Origin of the sequence: Micromonospora olivasterospora, from assembly GCF_007830265.1 — a bacterium.
Classification (GTDB): Bacteria; Actinomycetota; Actinomycetes; order Mycobacteriales; family Micromonosporaceae; genus Micromonospora; species Micromonospora olivasterospora.
Map to the genome: position 1 here is coordinate 6,775,055 of NZ_VLKE01000001.1, position 18,647 is coordinate 6,793,701.

At 68.2% G+C, this 18,647-nt stretch carries 19 protein-coding genes and 1 tRNA gene; 1 reads left to right on the forward strand and 19 read right to left on the reverse strand.

Annotated elements, in window-relative coordinates; genetic code table 11:
• Window positions 1–119 precede the first annotated feature (119 nt).
• The 9 genes from JD77_RS30415 to JD77_RS34945 form a co-directional block, all read right to left on the reverse strand.
• Complete coding sequence (locus JD77_RS30415) at window positions 120–446, reverse strand: hypothetical protein (RefSeq protein WP_145777224.1); 327 nt, start codon at window positions 444–446, stop codon at window positions 120–122.
• Complete coding sequence (locus JD77_RS30420; protein ID WP_246141148.1) at window positions 443–2,674, reverse strand: EAL domain-containing protein; 2,232 nt, start codon at window positions 2,672–2,674, stop codon at window positions 443–445. The genes JD77_RS30415 and JD77_RS30420 overlap by 4 nt, the downstream gene beginning before the upstream one ends.
• A gap of 925 nt (window positions 2,675–3,599) precedes the next feature.
• Window positions 3,600–4,058 carry a Pycsar system effector family protein gene (locus JD77_RS30430; RefSeq protein ID WP_145777225.1) on the reverse strand — a complete coding sequence of 153 codons (459 nt, stop codon included), beginning with the start codon at window positions 4,056–4,058 and terminating at the stop codon, window positions 3,600–3,602.
• Window positions 4,055–4,729 (reverse strand): hypothetical protein, encoded by a 675-nt coding sequence (locus JD77_RS30435; RefSeq protein WP_145777226.1) that lies wholly within the window; start codon window positions 4,727–4,729, stop codon window positions 4,055–4,057. Before JD77_RS30435 ends, JD77_RS30430 begins: the two co-directional genes overlap by 4 nt.
• A complete protein-coding gene (locus JD77_RS30440; protein WP_145777227.1) occupies window positions 4,726–6,759 on the reverse strand; it encodes a hypothetical protein in 2,034 nt (677 codons plus the stop codon). The genes JD77_RS30435 and JD77_RS30440 overlap by 4 nt, the downstream gene beginning before the upstream one ends.
• Entirely contained in the window at window positions 6,756–7,535 is a 780-nt protein-coding gene (locus tag JD77_RS30445; RefSeq protein WP_145777228.1) for a hypothetical protein, read from the reverse strand. The genes JD77_RS30440 and JD77_RS30445 overlap by 4 nt, the downstream gene beginning before the upstream one ends.
• Before the next feature lie 35 nt (window positions 7,536–7,570).
• Window positions 7,571–8,272, reverse strand: coding sequence for a Crp/Fnr family transcriptional regulator (locus JD77_RS30450; protein ID WP_145777229.1), 702 nt, complete (start codon window positions 8,270–8,272; stop codon window positions 7,571–7,573).
• 572 nt (window positions 8,273–8,844) lie between these two features.
• Entirely contained in the window at window positions 8,845–9,174 is a 330-nt protein-coding gene (locus tag JD77_RS30460) for a hypothetical protein (RefSeq protein ID WP_145777230.1), read from the reverse strand.
• A 238-nt stretch (window positions 9,175–9,412) separates the two neighbouring features.
• Complete coding sequence (locus JD77_RS34945) at window positions 9,413–9,541, reverse strand: hypothetical protein (protein WP_281292154.1); 129 nt, start codon at window positions 9,539–9,541, stop codon at window positions 9,413–9,415.
• On the opposite strand from JD77_RS34945, the gene JD77_RS35830 reads away from it, so the two are divergent.
• On the forward strand, window positions 9,491–9,673 hold the full coding sequence (locus JD77_RS35830) for a hypothetical protein (protein ID WP_387228567.1): 183 nt from the start codon (window positions 9,491–9,493) through the stop codon (window positions 9,671–9,673). The genes JD77_RS34945 and JD77_RS35830 overlap by 51 nt on opposite strands.
• A gap of 117 nt (window positions 9,674–9,790) precedes the next feature.
• On the opposite strand, the gene JD77_RS30470 is transcribed toward JD77_RS35830, so the two are convergent.
• The 10 genes from JD77_RS30470 to cmk form a co-directional block, all read right to left on the reverse strand.
• The gene (locus JD77_RS30470) at window positions 9,791–10,405 is read right to left on the reverse strand and encodes a PIN domain-containing protein (protein WP_145777231.1); all 615 of its coding nucleotides are present in this window, start codon (window positions 10,403–10,405) and stop codon (window positions 9,791–9,793) included.
• Entirely contained in the window at window positions 10,402–11,265 is an 864-nt protein-coding gene (locus JD77_RS30475) for an ImmA/IrrE family metallo-endopeptidase (protein ID WP_145777232.1), read from the reverse strand. The genes JD77_RS30470 and JD77_RS30475 overlap by 4 nt, the downstream gene beginning before the upstream one ends.
• A 15-nt stretch (window positions 11,266–11,280) precedes the next feature.
• Window positions 11,281–11,619, reverse strand: a complete 339-nt coding sequence (locus JD77_RS30480) for a helix-turn-helix domain-containing protein (protein WP_145777233.1) — start codon at window positions 11,617–11,619, stop codon at window positions 11,281–11,283.
• 361 nt (window positions 11,620–11,980) lie between these two features.
• Window positions 11,981–13,021 carry a tyrosine-type recombinase/integrase gene (locus JD77_RS30485; RefSeq protein WP_145777234.1) on the reverse strand — a complete coding sequence of 347 codons (1,041 nt, stop codon included), beginning with the start codon at window positions 13,019–13,021 and terminating at the stop codon, window positions 11,981–11,983.
• Entirely contained in the window at window positions 13,014–13,340 is a 327-nt protein-coding gene (locus tag JD77_RS30490; RefSeq protein ID WP_145777235.1) for an AbrB/MazE/SpoVT family DNA-binding domain-containing protein, read from the reverse strand. Before JD77_RS30490 ends, JD77_RS30485 begins: the two co-directional genes overlap by 8 nt.
• 473 nt (window positions 13,341–13,813) lie before the next feature.
• Window positions 13,814–14,962 (reverse strand): hypothetical protein, encoded by a 1,149-nt coding sequence (locus tag JD77_RS30495; protein ID WP_211372754.1) that lies wholly within the window; start codon window positions 14,960–14,962, stop codon window positions 13,814–13,816.
• 92 nt (window positions 14,963–15,054) lie between these two features.
• A complete protein-coding gene (locus JD77_RS30500; protein ID WP_145777236.1) occupies window positions 15,055–16,014 on the reverse strand; it encodes a tyrosine-type recombinase/integrase in 960 nt (319 codons plus the stop codon).
• A gap of 113 nt (window positions 16,015–16,127) precedes the next feature.
• Window positions 16,128–16,201: transfer RNA gene (locus JD77_RS30505), tRNA-Pro, on the reverse strand.
• A 182-nt stretch (window positions 16,202–16,383) separates the two neighbouring features.
• Complete coding sequence (gene der / locus JD77_RS30510) at window positions 16,384–17,787, reverse strand: ribosome biogenesis GTPase Der (RefSeq protein ID WP_145777237.1); 1,404 nt, start codon at window positions 17,785–17,787, stop codon at window positions 16,384–16,386.
• A gap of 70 nt (window positions 17,788–17,857) precedes the next feature.
• Complete coding sequence (gene cmk, locus JD77_RS30515; RefSeq protein WP_145777238.1) at window positions 17,858–18,538, reverse strand: (d)CMP kinase; 681 nt, start codon at window positions 18,536–18,538, stop codon at window positions 17,858–17,860.
• Window positions 18,539–18,647 lie beyond the last annotated feature (109 nt).

Sequence of the window (18,647 nt, forward strand, 5' to 3'; positions counted from 1 at the left end):
GTCCACGTTGCACGCCCCCACCGCGTCCCGCGAGGTCAGACCACCAATGGCGGCTGCCGTACTAGCATGTCGCTCGTCAGGGCTTTGCTCTGTCGCATCGACTCTGGGATATGATTTGTCTACCGGCTCTCTTCATCCAGCAATGGTTCAAGTTGCCGAAGCAGGGTCGCTCGGTTGACGTTGGGCGGTAGCTCGATCCGCAGGCTGATGTTCGCTCCCTCGACTGTCAGCACCGCCGGCTTCTGATGGTTGCGAAGGCGCCAGTTGCGTATCGAGGTGACCAACGCCTCCGCCTGTGGCTGCAGCGTGGCCAGGGTGGCGAGGTTCGCCAGCACGGCAATCCCCTCGATCGCCACGGTGATGGCACCGCTGTCGCGAACCCCGTCATAGGGCAGGTCGAGTTCCTCGATCACTTCCGGCGGTAGCAGTAGCTTGACGCTCGTCACTTTTCCCCTCTCACGAGTGATGCGATCCGTTCCTGTACGGCTGGGTCCAGTTCGCGCAGCGTCGTCGAGGCGACCGCACCGCTGAGGTAGCCCTGCACGTGATGGATGCCCAGGCGGAAAATCTCGTACAGACTGACTGGTGCGTCATCGTCGAAGCCCTCGACGATGACCGTCCTCGGCTGCCCGGCCTGTCCCTGGTCGCTGGCGTAGCGAGCGACGCGCGCCACCAACGTGAGTTCCTCCAACGCCATGGGATGGTGCAGGATCGCCCGGTCGACCTTGATCTGGGTGAGCGGCAACTCGGCCATACGTGCCAGCGATGCGTAGCCAACTCCGAAGTCGTCGACCGCGAAGCTGATCCGCAGCTCTCTCGCGAGCGTGGTGAGCCGGTTGTGGAAGTAGACCAGGGGCTCCTGCGGCCATCGCTCGCCCGGCTCCGGTGTGATCGGGTCCTGCTCGGAGATTTCCAGTGTCAGGCTTCGGGGCTGCAACCCTGCCTCGGTGAGCGCCTTGCTCACCTGGTTGAGGTACGCGTCGCTGAGCAGTGAGCGGACCGCCACGTTGACCGACAACGGCTTGGTTCCCTGCCATCCGGAGGCTGCGTCGGCTTCGGCGTAGGAGTGGATTGCTTTGGCTACGAGGATTGCGTCGCGTTCGACGACGAATCGGTCGCCCCAGTCATGGGCCATCCGCAGCGCAGACCAGGGAGCGCGCAGCTCACCGTCGTTGCGGCGGGCCAACGCCTCGAAGCTCTGGACGCTGACACCGGTCGCGCGTTGGTCCAGCTCGACGACCGGCTGGAACACCATGATCATCGACCCGATCAGCTGTTGGTAGAGGCTGAAAGCATCGTCGTACAGCTTGAGTGGGAGTCGGCCGAATGAGGTGCGCAGGGCAGTCAGGACGGTCATCTCCGACTGCAGAGGATCGGCGGCCGGATCGGATTCCCAGACCGCCCGGAGCATGACGGCCAGCGGTTCGCCCATGTCCAGCTGGGCAAGTGCCGGGTCGACCACCACAAGGGTGAGAGTACGGTCGCCAGCGAACGAGAGAGGCACGCAAAGCATCCGGCGGCCGACCCCATGCGAAACAACATATCCCGGCGTCGCCCTGGGATGCTTTACGCCGTCGACGGCCGCGATCTCAAGCATCGGCGACAGCGTGTCCTTGTCGAACCGAGCCGTTCGGTTCACCACACCGAAGCTGCTGCCGACGAACTCCACGACCGCGGCCGATTCCGCATCGAGCGCGTGTCGGATGAGTTCGACGCGTCCGTCTCGTTCGCCCTGATGAGACTGGTGCGCTGAGCGCACGTCGGCGCGGAACATCCGATCCAGCAGCTGCCGGATCGAGCTCGTCTGGTCCTCAAGTGGGTTTAGGCAGGGACGCGAGATGCCTGGGTTCGCCGGGCTGCTGAGCGCTTGGCGATCGTGCCGGGACATGGGCGGGTGGGTCAGCACCGTGGTGGCTCCGTAGACGTGCGCTGTGTGCACCGGCGGCGGATCCATACCCTGCTCGGCGACAAACGTCGCCATCTGCGCAAACGATACCCGTCCCGCCTCGTCGCCTGCCCTGCCCCGCAACGCTCGCAACACATGGTGGGTCAACGTTCCGTGGCCATACTCGGCGCTCTCCCGGGTCACTGATCCACTGGGGCAGGCGAGCAGAGCATTGTGCCGGGGTCGGTCCACCGCCTCCGCGTACGACTGCAGAACCTTGATGTTGCGTCGGTCCGCATCGGTGTAGACACCCGCGTGACAACAGTCGAGCACCAGGAACGAGGCGCCCGCGAAGGCGTCGAAGATATCCCGCTTGAGGAAGGACATCCGTAACCCGCTGTCGGGCTCGCGGGCAAGTACCTCCGGATCAAGGTCAGCCGTGACCAGATAGGCATCGAGTTGATCACTCCATTGCGGGACCAGCGTATGGCCGGCGAAGTAGACAAACAAGACATCCGACGGCGCAGACTGCAGGGCCAGATCACGCAGAAATATCTTGATCTCGCGCCAGGTGGCGTCGGGACCTACGAACATCTTTACCGCGCCGTCGTCGAAGGTGCCGATGTCCTGGTCCAACAACACGTCTCGCAGCGCGAGAACATCACTCTCGGCGTACCGGAGCGGAGGTAACTGGACGTTGCGGCCACACTGGTCGAGTCCGATCAGGACCGCCCAACGTCTGCTCGGCGCCATCAGCCCCCCAAAGGCGATCCGCTGCGGTAACAGCATGAGTTCGATTCGGTGCCGCGAGTGACACTATCGACAACTCGGTGATCGCGCCGCCCTGAGCGGTAAGTCAGATTTCCGTCACGTTGCCGTAGAAACGAGACACGAAGCCATCGATCATGTTTGCCGGACGCTTGGGCACCAAGGACACAATTCGATAGGCGACCGGTCCAAGGGCAGTAGGCAAGATCCAAGAGCGTCTGGCACACAGCGTGGGAACGGGGCCCTCTTCCCAGCAGGCACAGCAGCAGTGGCCGGTCGCTCCCCTGCCTTCGCCGGACCGACATGGCCACATCTTGCCGGCCCGCTACGGCAGACTGGGCCGACCCGGCATAACCGCGAGGTCGGAGCATGGGGACCTGCGATGCTGCCGTCTGTGACACCCATCGTGCTGACGATCGCCCGAATCGTCCTTCGTGGCGTGCTGCCGTATGCCGACTTGCTGCGCCGCGCCCGCGTCCGGCACCGCGCCCGCGACCTCGCTACCCGCACGCCCAGCCGCAGGACGAGACGGCCGCAACCGGGGTGGACTTCGCCCAATTGGCGCTACTGCGGCTGCTCTGGCTGCAGCGCGAAGCTCGCCGTGCGGTACGGAGACGCCAACGGGAGGCCGCGGCGCTATTGGCGCGCAGCTCCTTGGAGACGTGCATCCTCGGTCTCTGGTGCCTACACGATCCCACCGCCGCCAGCAAGCTACGCACCTCGGAGATCAAGACCGCGCCGGCGATGCTGACCTTTCTGTCGAGCACCGGGCTGATCCCCGGCCAGGGCGATCGCCAGCCGGCCTGCACGCCAACGACGACAGCATGCCGACCAGGAGGTAGGCGCCTACGGCTAACCAGATCGTTTGGTTCAGGGTCCGACCGCCTCCGAAGAAGCTGATCAGAGCTACGACGGCAAAATCGATCGCCAGAATTAGGAGGACATGTCAGGTGATGACCACGGCCGCGAGGGCCACGACGCCGACCACGAGGGCGCGGATGGACCAGGTGATTCGGGTGAACTTGCGGTACGCCACCATGTTTGCAGCCCAGATCTGTCCGGCGATCGCCCGCTCGAACGCGTCCTCGTCAGCCGCCGCCGCCACCCAGGCATCGACGAAGGCTTCCCGGTCCTTGCCGTACCGACGGGCGACGTGGTCATAGTAGTGCAGGGACCACGCGGGTGCAGCCTGCCGTCGTGGCGCCAGCGTGTAGAGCGCCAGCAACGCGCTGAGCACGATGCAGATGCCGGCGACGGACAAGACGCCTTTGGCCCAGGATCCGTGAGCCGACGGCAGCTGCCCAGCCAGGACCCCGGCGGCGGCCAGGACGGCGGCAGCCTTCACGTCGGCGAAGCGGATCATCTCGTTTGCCTGTTGCAGGGAGGCTCGTTCCGCTTCCCTCATGAGGCTTCCAGCCGTTCCGCCAGGTCGGGTCGGTCATACGAGGAGAAGAACTGCCCCAGCTGCTCGAGCAGGTATCGGCGTTCACCGTCCTCGAGCCGCCCGAGAAAGTCACCGATCAGCTTGGCGATCACCAGGAACCGGGACTCGCCTACCTCTCCGAACTTCTCGGCGATTTCCTCGAACCTGATGGTGAGTAGCTCTTCCGGCCGGTCAGGGTGGTGGTAGAGCCAGTAGCTGCGGGCGACGTCGGGACGGGAGTAGACGCTCTCCCGCAGGTAACGGATCCGCTCCAACTCGGCCCGCTGCTTCAGGCGTTCGAGGGCGGACTGCCGGTCGATCTCCAAGATGGCTTCTGCAGCGATGCGGGCTTGCGGGCTGACTGCCAGTTGGACGCGGGCACCATAGGGGTTCCGGGTGTTGATCTCGTTCTCGGCGTTGCCGGCCTGGGTGACGCAGTATTGGGCGGTCACCCGGTCGGCCCACTCCGTGACCCTTTGTCGCGTCGTCCAGATGGCAGCCTCGTCGTTCCCCTGCCACCAGAGCTGGAGGGTCGCGTCGAATGCGATGTGTGGGTGGCAGCTGCGCAGCTCGGCGGGAAAGGTGACCGGATGTGCGGGTTCCTCGGGTCTCGCCCAGAGGCGGGACAGGCGGCCACGCCAGTTCTCACTCATGCGGCGCCCAGCGGGTTCGCTCGGTGGAGCCGCTCGTTGAGCCGGTCACGCAGGTCCCTGGCGGCCGGCGCCTGGGCGTCGCGGGCGAGTGGCTGCCAGTCGTACAGCAGGTCGGACATGCGGGCGAAGCGGCTGCTGGCGCCCTGACCGGTCCCGCCGGCACGGACGATCAGGTCGGTGATCAGGTCCTCGTAGACGGGTTCGTCGGCCGCCGCGTCCAGCCAGCGGAAGAGCGCCTCGCGGGATTCGCCCTGGGGCCCTTCGCCGGTGAACAGGAGCGTGAAGGCGTGTACCAGTCGGGTCTGCCGTTCCGCATCGCCAGCCAGTTCGGCGAGAAGGCACCCGGCCCGGTCCGGGGTTTCGGAGATCGCCGCCAGGGCGCGCAGTCCCGCGTCGTGCCGCTGGTCCTGCCCGGCCGCCCAGTCGACGACCTGGCGCAGCGTCGCCTGCCGGTGCAGCGGCCGGCCCCAGAGTGACCGCACGGCCTCCACGACCCCGTCGGTGACGACGTCGATCCCCCGCCCGGCCAGGTTGTTCAGCCGGGTCAGCACCGCCTGCGGATACGCGTCTGCCAGCGCTCCGCCGCAGACTGCGGCGACCGCGCAGAGCAGCGTCATCCTTCTCGACTGGGCGGCCCACTGGTTGAGCCGCCCACGCATCGCCGCTCCGGCCTCGGGGCTCATCGCCACTGCGGTTATCAGGTCGACGACCAGCGGTCGCAGGGTCTGGTAACCCCACCACCGTTCGATCAACGTGCGCACTTCGGGCGCGTCGGCCCCGGGAAGCGCCAGGGTCACGGCGAGCATGGCCGAGGCCACCTGTCCGGCGACGCGGGCGTTGGGGGCGCCGCCGCGGCGTATCGGCAGGTCGGACGCCCAGCTCCAAAGGTTCGTACGGAAGGCCTTGGACTGGTCGCCGTGCACGTAGCGCAGGATCGCGACGTCGTAGGACGGCAGGGTGAAAAAGATCCGATGCTCGTCGTCGATCCGGGCGTTGACGCTTTTGGCGAGCTGACGGATCCCCGGGGCGCCGATGCCGCCGCGCACGTTGGCCGGTTCCTCCAGTATCTTGGCGAGCTTCTCCATGGCGTGCAGGACGTTGGTGGCCTGTCCTCCTTGCAGGAAGGCCAGGGCGATGAGGAAGAGCCGGGTCCGCGGATCGGGGTTCGTCTCGAACCAGGCGACCAGTTCTTCGTCCCAGTTCTGGTAGGCCTGGACCGACTTGCGGGCGATCTCGGCAAGCGGTTCCTGCGGATCACTCGCCGCGGCCCTGATCCGATGGGACAGCCTCGCGATCTGCGCCGGGGTTGCGCCCTCCAGCATCGCTGGCAGCGGCGGCGTCTTGAGCAGCATGTCCACGTCCAGCCGGGCGCACTGGTCTTCCAGGAGCCGGCTCAGCAGTTCCTCCCGTACAGGAGCGGTGACCGTGAGGGCGGTGAAGCCCGGAACGTCCTCGGGCCTTTCGAGGCTCTTCCGGTCGACCAGCACGACGAGGTACGAGTCCCGCTTCTCCACTGCCTCTCGATAAGCGATGAGCAGCTCCCGCAACCGCCCGTTCCGGCTTCCGGGCGGCACCGTGAGCAGGTAGGCGCAGCGGCCGTAAGACGACCACGGCACCTCGTCGATGGGCAGGAGCCGCTGCTCGTCGTCGTCGATCGGGATCTCTCGCCGAGGCGAAGGAACGCCGCCGAGCAGACCGACCGCGGCGGTCCGCCGTCCGGTGCCGGGGTCGGCAACCAGCAGGACGTGACGCCGCTCCCGCAGGATCCCGGCCGCCGCTTCCCTGGACAGCCCGTCCGGGCCGTAGACGCGCTCCACGAAGGCCTCGATCGTCTCCTGCACGAAGGCGTCGGAGAGTTCCCGGGCAGCCTGGTAGCGCCCGAGCCAGTTGTGGACGTTCTGCACCATGTCGCGGCCGACACGCGAGGCGACCTGACCGCTGTTCTCGTCAACGCTGAGGCCATCGTCGATGTCATCGGCGTAGGAATCGTCGATGTCCGGGTCCACGGGCTCGATCGCATCGGTGGTCATCGGTCACCGCCTCGGTGCTGCGTCATGCTCTCGACCGTGGTGGCGACCTGGCCGTCGTTCCGCTTCACCCGCGGCCCGGAGACCTGAGGCCGTGCGGGCTTCTCGGTCATCGGCGGCGGTGGCGCGGCCGGCAACACGCCGAGCAGATTCCCGGAGACCTCCGGGAGGTAGAGCCATGCCTGCTGGCTGAACGCCTTGCCGTCGACCGTCGCCGTGACCGGGAGGCAGCGGTCAGGCTGCATTCCGGCGTACCCGGCGGCGATGACGTCCTCGAAAACGCGCTCGGAGAAGATGCAGGCCACGAACGTCACGCGCGGGCTGGCCGCGGCGAGCACGGCCTTCACCGGCGCGGAATCGAGCAGACGGTGGGTGTCGTTGCGCGAGTCACCGTTGCCGGTCCAGTGGGGATTTTCCGGGTCGGCTGGCAGCGGCCCGACGTGCAGGCTGACCCGCAACTGAAGGCGCGCTCGGGCCTCGCGGTTGTGCTCGGCAAGGCGTTCCTGGAGCAGGCGCGGGAACGGGTCCACCAGGTAGGGCAGGACGCGCGTCGGGAGCCCGACGGCGAAGCCGTCGCCGGTCGGGCCGAGGAACGCCGGACGCTCCCACTCGGCCCGCAGCCCGGCGCCGTTAAGGGCGTCGCCCACAAGATCGAGCAGACTTTTGCTGATCGCCTCGTGGGTGCTGCCCGGTTCGGCGGTGAAACCCTTGGCGTCCACCGCCAGGATCGCCCGGTACGGCGGCAGGTCGATCGAACGTGCGAACGGGATGTGTTCCACAGGAGTCCTTTCTCGAGGACGGGACCCCTTCAGCGTCAGCCGGAACCGCGTGGTTCTCTGCCCAAATCTGGGCGGAGACCGTGTGACCGGCCGCTCAGTGCCACCGGGTCCACGATGATGACCTCGCGCCGCCCGGTGGCGACAATGCCGGCCTCGCGCAGGACCGTCAGCTCGGCGACGACCGCGTTGCGCGAAGCGCCGACCAGTTCGGCGAGTTCCGCCTGGGACAGCCGGATCGCGGGCCGCCCGTCCGCGCGCCGGCTCTCCCGGTCGAGCTGAAACAGCGCCCGGGCCAGCCGCTCCCGGACCGGCAGCACGGCAAGCGCCGTACGTTGGGCGTCCGAGGTACGCAGCCGGCTCACCGTGTAGGAGGCGAAGCCCGTGGCGAACGCAGGCCGGGTCAGGAAGCGCCGGAACTGCGGGCCGGTGAGCAGCCGAGTGACCGTGGTGGTGAGTGCTGTGACCGTGGCCGAGCGCGGTTGCAGGTCGACGGCGGCCAGGTCGCCGACGACATCGCCGGCGGCCCGCAGCGTCAGGATCGCGCGGCTGCCGTCGCTCTCCGACCGTACGATCTTGACGCAGCCGGCCAGGACCACGTGCACGTGCTGGGTGGTGTCACCCTGGCGCAGGAGCACGTCGCGGGGTTCGAAGCGTACGGGGATGCCAGTATCCTGCACCCGGTGCCACTCGTCCTGTGGGAGATGAGCGACGAGTCCGGATCCACCGCGGTCATACATGTACAGAATGTATCGCCGACGCCCACAACGGGTAGCGGCGAACCAGTAGCGTTTCCCGGCGCTTGGCTCGGTTGTCAATGACGTTCGAAATTGTCACGCGCCGTCGACATCGGTCCCGATAACGCAGAGGGCTCCGAGCCGGGGGAACCTCAAGGTTCCCCGGTAGCTCGGAGACGTCCACGTTATCGGGGGGAAGCTCACCCGCACCGTCAAAGCCGTCACCGTCGCCACGCCCGGCGGCATCACCTTCCCGCACGCCCAGCAAGCCGTGCGGATCACCCGCACCCGCATCGTCGCAGACAAGACCAGCCGCGAAACCGCCTACCTCACCGTGTCACTGCCCGCCGGCCAGGCTCTGCCCCGTGACCTGCAGACCTGGATCCGCCGGCACTGGCACATCGAGAACCGCCTCCATCACGTACGCGACGTAACGTTCCGTGAAGACCTCCACCAAGCCCGGACAGGCACCGGACCCGCCGTCATCACAACCCTGCGTAACACCGCGATCGGCTGGCACCGCATCACCGGCGCGACCAACATCGCCCGCGCCACCCGCCAAGCCAACCGCCCGGTCACACGACCTGATCACCGCCGTGACCAGCAGCTACCCCAGAACGCAATGACCCTGCCCAGAACGTGCCTGCGGTGGCGTACTGGGTGCTGGTGCGCCAGTCGTAGCCCGGATGCCGACGGTACAAGCGCAGGAGCCCACGGGTGCCGATCCCGTAGCCCTTGTATGCGCCGTCAACGCTGATCTTCCGCAGGTAACCGCGTCGGCAACGCTCGCACACCTGGTAGTCGACCCGCCCGACCAGCAGGGAACCCAAACGCAGGGACAGCCGCTGGATCCCGGCCTGCGTGCGGGACGGCTGCTGGGTCACGCGGACACGCACGGCGGCCAACCGGCGCAGCCACCATTCGGGAGCCCGTCGCCGAGCGGTGTCCCACCGAAAGGGCCCGGGGTCCGGGAATAACTGCCCGAGGAGCCCGTCGCGAGCTGTGTCGCTGGTGTTGGCACCGGCATCGCGGACCATCAGCAGGGCTCGGTCCAGCAGCTCGGCAGTCTCCCGCCAGCCGTCGTCGTATCCCTCACCGTCGCGGCGCGGTGACACCGCAGCGGCCGCCATCGGCCGGCCCGCGTCAGCCTGCCCCGCCGACGCTGACGCCCTCGCCAAGCTCGCCCACCGCGGCCAGGTCGACAAGGCCGGTGGGCCGTACATCGAGCACCCGCGTGCCGTTGCAAAGATGCTGGCCGAGCACGCCGACCACGCGGTGATGGCAGGGTTGCTGCACGACGTCGTCGACGAGGCGCGATGGCCGGGAATCCGCCCGCCGACTGAAGGGGTAGGGGTCACGGCGGTATGCGGCCTGACGCTTGCCAGGCAGACCTGGCGGTCATGAGGTCTGAATATCAGGCGAAGGCTATACACCTACGTCGCGGCATGGGACAGCGTAGAGGACGCGAGCAGGAGCTAACTTCCGACGGCGGGCCGAGGAAGTATTAAGCCAGGTATCCAGTCATCCCCATTGAGGGGCGGACAAGAGGCTTGTCGAGTCGATCGGCGGTAGGCCGTCGTCGAGGCCGCGAAGCCGTAGGTAGATGTCGCGCATCATGGATCTGTCCGGGATGTGCCCAGTTCCCGCAGCACGGTGCAAGATAGTCAGGGTATTAACCAGCTTGATCGATCCCACAGCGCGGCCTTGGGCGCGTAGCCGTTGCAGTCGGCGGATCTCCGAGGTGGCGATCACCGCTCCCGCCCCATCGTCGATGAGCACGGTTACCGTCTCGCCGGTCTCGGCGGCGACTGCGGCGTGCGCCACCACCATGATCTCGCCCAGGTCCTTGGGGTGCCTCAACCGGTCTCGCATGGATTGTTGAGTGATTCGATGGACGGCTGCGGCCAGTTCGGGTGTCTCGTCGTCGGACAGTACGTGGATCCAGCGCGGTGTCAGCTTGCGCCAGACCGTTGCAGCGGGCCGGAAGCGTGGGTCCTCTCGGGACTTACGCATTACTTCGTCCTGCACCGTCTCTGGGACGCTGAGCGGCCCGAGGACACTGATGAGGAGTCGCTCCTTGTTAATCGAGAGGAAGTTCAGGCTGGGCCCAGCATCGATGATTGGCCGTTGGTTCATCGCGGCGTTGTTCCGCCGGTCGGGTGCTCGGGTTCGTCTGGTGCGCCGAGGTCTGTGTCCAGGGCGGCCCAGTCCATCGGCACGTCCGGCAGGTCGGCGGGGTCGGCCCAGGCGACGGGGTGCTCAACTGGCGCGATGCCCGCCTCCCGCAGCTCCGCTTCCACGGCATCCAGGGTGATGCCACGCAGGGTCGCGATGGCTTGGGCTGACAGCACCCCCTCCACGTATCCCCTTGTCGCGCGGGCGAGCAACTTCTGGGGCGCTCTGCGCTTGTTGGAATCGGCTTGCAGTGCCTGATATTGGTCGATCCAGCCGAAGCGGACAGCCAGCTGGGGGGCGGACAGGGACATCCACTCCCCCTTCGTCGCGGCGTCGATGTACCCGGCCTTGTACAGCGCGATGGCGGCCATAGCGGGTGACACCACGAACCGCTGAACGACCGCGGAAAGGGTCGACTCGGTTATCTGACTCTTGTTGGCGAGGACTTCCCGCAGCCCGTTCAACGGCAGGAGAAGGTGCCTGGCGAAGGCATCGGCGCGGATCTCGGCAGGAGACCGTTCACTCCAGTTGCCCGCGTCGGCATCCGCCCAGTCCCCGAACCGGATGTGGCAGAGCTCGTGAGCGAGAGTGCTGCGTTGCCGCATCGGGTACAGAGTCCGCGCGACACCGACGAACATGGTGTCGCGCTCAGGGTCGCGCATCGTCAGGCCATGCTCGTCCGGGCCGACGTCGAGCACCGCCACATCGATTCCCGTGGTCTGCTCGATGATCGCGATGAGGTCACCCAGAGGCTGCACCCCCAGGCGGTGCTCCTCCCGGAACCGGCCGGCGGCGGCGGCCCCTTCGTCTTCAGCGCTCACAGTCCTCTACCCAGGTCAGATCGTGGCAGGAATCGCCTGTTCATCGAGGTAGTCATCCAGTTCGAGGAAGTGCAGCAGCGCTTGGCGCATGCCGTCCATCCCAGAGCCATTGGTAGCCCGGGCCGCGCACTGCACCCGGTCGGCTACCGCTCGCCCCCCGGTGAGTTGGGCCACGGTGCGCCCGGTCGCCCAGGCGATCGCCACGATTTCCGGCATCTTCGCCGATCGGTCGCCGGAGATTATCCGCGACAATGTCGGCTGAGAAATTCCCGTTTTGTCCGCCAATGCACGCTGGCTAAGGCCAGCCTCCACCCGAGCGCGCTCGATGAGCTCTCCCGTGCCACCCTCGATCATGATCTACACCCCCAGCAGTGAATCATGATTCAGCTATTTGATTCAGACTACATGCCGGCTGCCTCGCTGTCGAGATCTGCGGAGCTTCGCCGACTCCGGCCGATCCGGACGTCCCGCCCGCGAACTCGCCGCTCGGGAGGCAGCGAGCTCGGCGGGATCGGCATGCCGGTGAACGTTCTGGCCGACCGCTCGTACGGCGACCCTGGTCAGCACCATCGGGGTTCTGCCGGGCATAGGGGCCACTCACCGACGCCTTTTGGGTCGCGGGACGCAAGGGCCGTGCAGGTCGTGCACCTGAACAAGGCGGTGGCCGCCACGCTGACCAGACTCGATGAGCGCCCGGAGCGCGACGTGAAGGTAGCTATGACGAGCGCGGCTGTCTCGCTTGTGGATCGTCGATCAGGGCTGCCATTGGATGTGGTTGACCGGTCATAGCCGCCAGGGCAGTGGCGACGGCATGCAGGTCGGCCTTGATGTAGGTGGTGGTGGCTGGGCCGGTGCTGTCGGTGTGGCCGGCGTAGGCGCGGGCTACCCCGTAGCCGAAGTGGCGTTCTACCCAGGTGAGGGTGGTGTGGCGCAGCCAGTGGGTGGAGATGCCCTGGGCGGCGACCCAGGGCAGGCGTTCGCCGATGCGCTTCCATAGGTGGTCGTAGCGGCGGCTGGTGAGCGCACCGCCGTGGCGGAATCGCAGCAGGGCGTCGGTGGGCAGGACCGCGCCGCGGTGTCGGGCGTGGTCGCCGAGGCTTGCTGCCAGGTCCAGGGTGATGGGCTGCCAGCGTAGGGTTCCGCCCTTCTCGGTGAGGCGGATCAAGCCGCGATCCTGGTCGAGATCCATCAGGCGGAGGGCGAGCGCGCCGCCGCGCCGGCAGGCGGTCTCGGTGTGCAGGCGCAGCAGGATGGCGTCGAGGACCACGTCATTGCCGCTGCTGCGAGCCGCCAGGTTGATCTCTTCCAACTCCTCGGGCGTCAACGCGCGTCGAGTACTGGGCAACCGTCGCGGCTTACCCACCCGATGTGCCGGGCTGTCGGACGCCTCCAGCAGGCCGTCGGCGATTGCCCGGTTGTAGATCGCCCGGACCGCGGCGATGACGTGTTCCCCGGCGTGCCGGCCGCCGCGGCCGTTGCGGCGCGGCCGGGCGACCGCGGCGGCCTGACGTTGCAGCGCCTCGATGTCCGTGGCAGCGATGCTGTCCAACCGGCGATCCGCCCAACGGGCGGCGATCCGGTCCCAGTAGCTGCCGTAGGTACGGCGGGCACCGGGACCCGCCGCGGCGATGACGCGAGGCAAATATTCGGCGATGGTCGGCACCCGCGGCCGCTGCGCCTCCCGCAGGTCGGCCACGCTCACGCCGAGTTGGGCCAGCAACCGCTGCGCGTCCGCGATGCGCTGGGCATCAACCATGGTCGCCGCCCGCAAGGCGAATGTGGTGCTCGGTCAGCAGCCGCGCCATGGTGTGGACCGGGTGGACCACCAGAACCTGCTGGGAGGGCGAAGCTGCCAGCAACACTGGTACGCCCGGCAGCAGCCCGCACATCTGCCGGACCGGGGCAGGCAGGCACAGACCGCCCCGGCCGCGCACGACATGCCGACCGGTGGACGCCGAAGCGGCCACCAGCACACCCGCCACGACGCCGATATCGACCCGACTACCGGGCCTCCAGCCCAACACACCGAGCAGCTCACGGGCCGACAGCCGCCCGGACCGGTCCAGGCGGGCCATCCCCAACACCAGAGCGTCCGCGCCGTCGGCCGGCAGACTCAGCCTCGGCAGCACCGGCAACGGCGCCGGAGCCCGGACAGCCGGCCTCATAGTCTTGGGCGGTACCAGGGCAGCAATGAGCTGTTCACCACCGGAGGGCGGCAGCCGAATCGGACTCACGTCCACCATCGTCGGGCTTCCGGCCGGAGGCAAACCGACTTTCCCTAAACATCCGCCACAACCAGGCGGCTACAGGTATAGTGACCGGTCACGCAAAACGTGAATCTTCACCAAAACTGGTGTCCGAGGGGGGGACTTGAACACGCGTTGTCCGTGCTGCTCGTCTCTGCGGCACGAGCAGCATGGGCGCCATCATCCATTTCGTCTCCGCCGCCGCCATCTGGCAGACGAGCGGCTACGGTGCCACGACGGCGACGCCTGGCGTGGCCGCTGGCGCGTGCGTCTGCCGCTCGCGCCCAATGCCTGCCTGCTGCCTATTTGCGGTCTTCAAGATCGAGTCGGTACCGGTCAGCAGCAGCCCGGGCTCGCACTTCGCTACGGAATGCTTCCTCGAACTCGTCGTCCAGTTCGTCGCCGGACACGGTGTCCTCAAGGTCGGTCGAGGAGACGGCGTACTCGCGGTAGAGGAGCCAGCATCCGCGAATGCCGGACAGTAGGTCCTCGAGCATGCCGCGGGCGGGACGCAGCGGGTCCAGAGTGGTCAGCCGAATCGTCGCGATCTCGCCAACCGCTTCGGCTCCACTCGGCCTGACCTGCTCAGCTTCTTCCTCGGCTTCCTCGATCTTCTCTCGCAGCTCATCGATGTCGGGCGCCTCGCCCTCAGCGATCGCCATGGCATCGCAGATCATCCTGGTCACCACGTCTGTCGGCGACAGGCCGATCTCCATCAACTCCAAGACCGCGGTGGGTGTCGCGTGCGGCAGGGCTTCGATGTCGTCGGCCTCTACCAAGACATCGCTTGCGGCACCTTTGGATGCCTCCGCCGCCACGTCGGCGGCCGCCTGCAGCCAGTGCACCGCCGCCACGCATGCCGAGGTCGGATCGAGCTCCAGAAACAACTCTTCTCCGCCAAGCGGATCATTCATCAGAATCCGGTCGGCAGCGGCGACCTGAACCGGCGACGCAGCTTGGCGCGTCAGTTGCACGGCCTGCGCCGAGCGTCCCGACAGATCCCCCAGTTCGGCAGCCTCCACCGCCGCGACCTCTGCCTCAACATCGGCGACCACCGCAGCAGTGAGATCCGCGTCCGCGGCAGCGTGCAGGCAACGGCCCACTCGATGGGCGCGTTCCTCCATCGGGTCGTACGACACCATCAACATGCCGTTGCTGTCGAGCAGGCTCGGCTTCCTGATATGGGCGGCCACGGAAGCGAACTCGTTCCGGGTCTGCTCTCGCCGCCACCCCTCCGTGTTGATCTCCAAGCTATCGGCGGCGCTCGCTGGATGCGTGTAGCAACGCCAGAGCGCCTCGGACAGGCCCGACAACTCGGCCGCCAGCGCCAGCCGCTGTCTCGGCTCGATACTCGCCGCCAGCGACGCGACCCGAATCGCGACACACCCGTAGCCGGTCTCCCAGGTCGCCAACAGCTCACTGCGACTCTCGTCAACTGCGTACCGCGTCATCGCCACCCCTCCCCCGAAAACCGCCGCAGCCTACCGATAATGACGCGATCACGCACGGCCCTCTCCGTGCGTGATCGCGTCGACCAGCCGACCTACACGCGCTCGCCGATACCCAGTCGGGCCTGCGTCTCCTGCGCCCGCTCGGCCGCCGCGCTCGCACCGTAGTGACGGGGCATGTCCTCCGACGTCCAGCCCAGCAGGAGCATCAGGTCTCCGGTGTCTCCGCCGGCGCGCTTCCATTCATGGGCAAAGCTGTGCCGCCACCGGTGCGCGTGCACGTCCGGTACCCCGGCCGCCTTACCCAACCGCTTGAGAAGGATCTTGATGCCGTTAGGATTCAAGGCCGCAGTGCCTCGTTCCGCCAGCCACAGGTTCGGCAGCCCGGCGCCCTTGTGCTTGTCCCTGGCGCGCAAGTAGCGGCTCAGGGCCCGGGCGGTCTTCGGCCCGAAACGTACCCGCCGATCCTTGGCACCCTTGCCGTGGAAGTGCACCGACTCCGTGTTCAGGTCCACGTCGGCAACGAGGAGGTTGCCGACCTCGGACAGCCGAGCACCGGTGTTGCAGTACAGCCGGATCAGCGCCTCGTCGCGCAGGTTGGCGAAGCCCTTGCCCTTGCACGCGTCGAGGAGTTTGCCGGTGTCCTCGTCGCGCATAACGGGGATCAGCTTGCGGGGTGTCTTCGGCTGCCGCACCCGCTCCATCGGCGACCGGTCGATGGCCTGCTCGTCGACGAGCAGCCACTTGAAGAACTGCTGCAACCCCTTGTGCTTGTTCAACGCGGTCGACGCGGACCTGGTGTCGATCATCCACGCCTGGAACGCCTCCACGTGTGCCCGAGTCACCGCGCACGGGTCGTCGGCCGCGTCCTCGGCGTCCGGGTCCGGCGAGTGCTCCCCGAGATAGCGGCCAAGTTGCGCGGCGGCGAGCAGGTAGTTGTAGCGGGTGGTCTGCGGGTAGTTCCCGGCCCGCAGCGACCGGTCCCAGTCGCGGAGGAACCCGGCCCAGGTCCGGGACAGTCCGACGGTGAGCTTCTGAAGATCCAGTAGTGGCATGACAACCTGCCCGAGTCAAGGAGTCCAACAGCGGCGTGCTAGACCGGGCATCCATGCCAAGCAATAAAAGTAGGGCTCCCGCAAGTCGCTGACCTGCGGAAACCCTTTCGCTGTCGGGACGGCCGGATTCGAACCGACGACCCCTTGACCCCCAGTCAAGTGCGCTACCAAGCTGCGCCACGTCCCGATGCTCCCGCGCGGCGTTTACCTCCCCGCGACAGCCGGTACAGCTTAGCGCACGATCTTCCCTCCGTCCGCACGGGCCCCACCCGATCCCCGGCGCGCCGTGTGACCGGCGCCGCAACCGGTAGAGCGTCCTAGGGGGGTGGGTGAGGGCGGGGCTGCGGGGCCCCGCCCTCGGGTGTCGGATCAGCCGTGCGCCTTGCCCCGGCCGCCTGGGCCGAGCTTCTTGCGCGGGCGTACCGAGATCTCCACCGGGCTGCCCTCGAAGCCGAACTCCTCGCGGAGCTTGCGCTCGACGAACCGCTGGTATCCCGCGTCGAGCGGGCCGGTGGTGAACAGCACGAATCGCGGCGGGCAGGTGCCGGCCTGGGTGGCGAAGAGGATGCGCGGCGCCCGCCCGCCCCGCACCGGATGCGGGGTGGCCTGCACCAGGGCGGTCAGCCACTGGTTGAGCTGCGCGGTGGGCACCCGGGTCTCCCAGCTCGCGAGCGCCTTGCGCAGCGCCGGGGCCAGCCTGTCGACGGCCCGGCCGGTCTTGGCCGAGACGTTGACGCGGATCGCCCAGGGGATGCGGCGCAGCTCCCGCTCGACCTCCTTCTCGAGGTAGTACCGGCGGTCGGCGTCGACCAGGTCCCACTTGTTGAAGGCGAGCACGAGGGCCCGGCCGGAGTCGGTGACCATCGACAGGATCCGCTGGTCCTGCTCGCTGATCGGCTCGCTGGCGTCGAGCAGCACCACCGCCACCTCGGCCGCCTCGATGGCGGACGCGGTGCGAAGGCTGGCGTAGTACTCGGTGCCGCTGGCCTTGCCCACCCGCTTACGCAGGCCCGCGGTGTCCACCAGCTGCCAGGTCTCGCCGCCGATCTCGACGAGGCTGTCGACGGGGTCGACGGTGGTGCCGGCGACGGAGTCGACGACCGCCCGTTCCTCGCCCGAGAACCGGTTGAGTAGGCTGGACTTGCCCACGTTCGGCCGCCCGACCAGGGCCACGCGGCGCGGGCCACGCGGGCGGTTCTCCCACACGGGCGGCGCGTCGGGCAGCGCGTCCAGGATTGCGTCCAGCAGGTCGCCGGAGCCCCGGCCGTGCAGCGCGGAGACCGGGTGCGGCTCGCCGAGGCCGAGCGACCAGAGCGAGGTCGCCTCCATCTCGACGGCGCTGTTGTCGGCCTTGTTGGCCACCAGGATGACCGGCTTGGCGCTGCGGCGCAGCATCTTCACCGCCGCCTCGTCCACGTCGGTCGAGCCGACCACGGCGTCGACCACGAAGAGGACCACGTCGGCCGTGGCGACCGCCGCCTCGGCCTGCGCGGCGATGGCCGCCGCCCGGTCCTTCGCGTCCGGCTCCCAGCCGCCGGTGTCCACCACGGTGAACGCGCGGCCGGACCACTGCGCGTCGTACGGGACCCGGTCCCGGGTCACCCCGGGGACGTCCTCGACGACCGCCTGCCGGCGGCCGATGATCCGGTTGACCAGGGTGGACTTGCCCACGTTGGGCCGGCCGACCACGGCCACCACGGGCTGCGGGCCCGCCTGCTCCTCGGTGTCCAGGTCCGGCTCGGCCAGCTCCACCCAGCCCTCTTCGGTGCTCACCGTGCCAGCCTTTCATTCGCGACTGTGGGGCTCGCAAGCTCACTCCTCGCGCTCACGCCACTCCTCGCGCTCACGCCACTCCCCGCTCGGTCAGCAGCGAGCGCAGCCGGTCGACGACCTCGTCGATGCCCAGCTCGGTGGTGTCCAGCACCACCGCGTCGGCGGCCTGCTGCAACGGGTCGGCCTTGCGGGTGGAGTCGAGCCGGTCCCGGCGGGCCAGGTCGGCGGCGGTGGCGGCCACGTCGGTGGCGTCCTCGGCGCTGCGCCGCTGGGCTCGGGCCTCCGCGGAGGCGGTCAGGTAGACCTTCAGGTCGGCGTCCGGCGCCACGACCGGGCCGATGTCGCGGCCCTCGACCACGATCCGGCCGGCCTGCTCGATCAGCTCCCGCTGTCGGGCCACGAGCAGCGCCCGCACCGCCGGTACGGCGGCCACGGCGGAGACCGCCGCGGTCACCTCGGGGCCCCGGATCTCGCGGTCGACGGACACGCCGTCGACGGTCACGCCGTACCCCTGGGGGTCGGTGCCGATGCGCAGGTCGGCCTCGGCGGCGACCTTCGCCACCGACTCGGCGTCGGTCAGGTCGACCCCCGAGCGCAGGACCGCCCAGGTGACGGCCCGGTACATCGCGCCGGTGTCCAGGTAGCGGGCGTCGATGCCGGCGGCGAGCCGCCGGGAGACGGTGGACTTGCCCGAACCGGACGGCCCGTCCACAGCGACCACGCAGCGCCCGGCCCGTACGTTTTCCTCCACCGTGTTCCTCCTCAGCCCGTACCTCGCGGGGCCCGGCGGCCCGCCGCGAGCGGTTGTCGTCGTCGTCAATCATGCCCGCGCCCCTGCCGGGCCGCGCGCGACGCCGCCG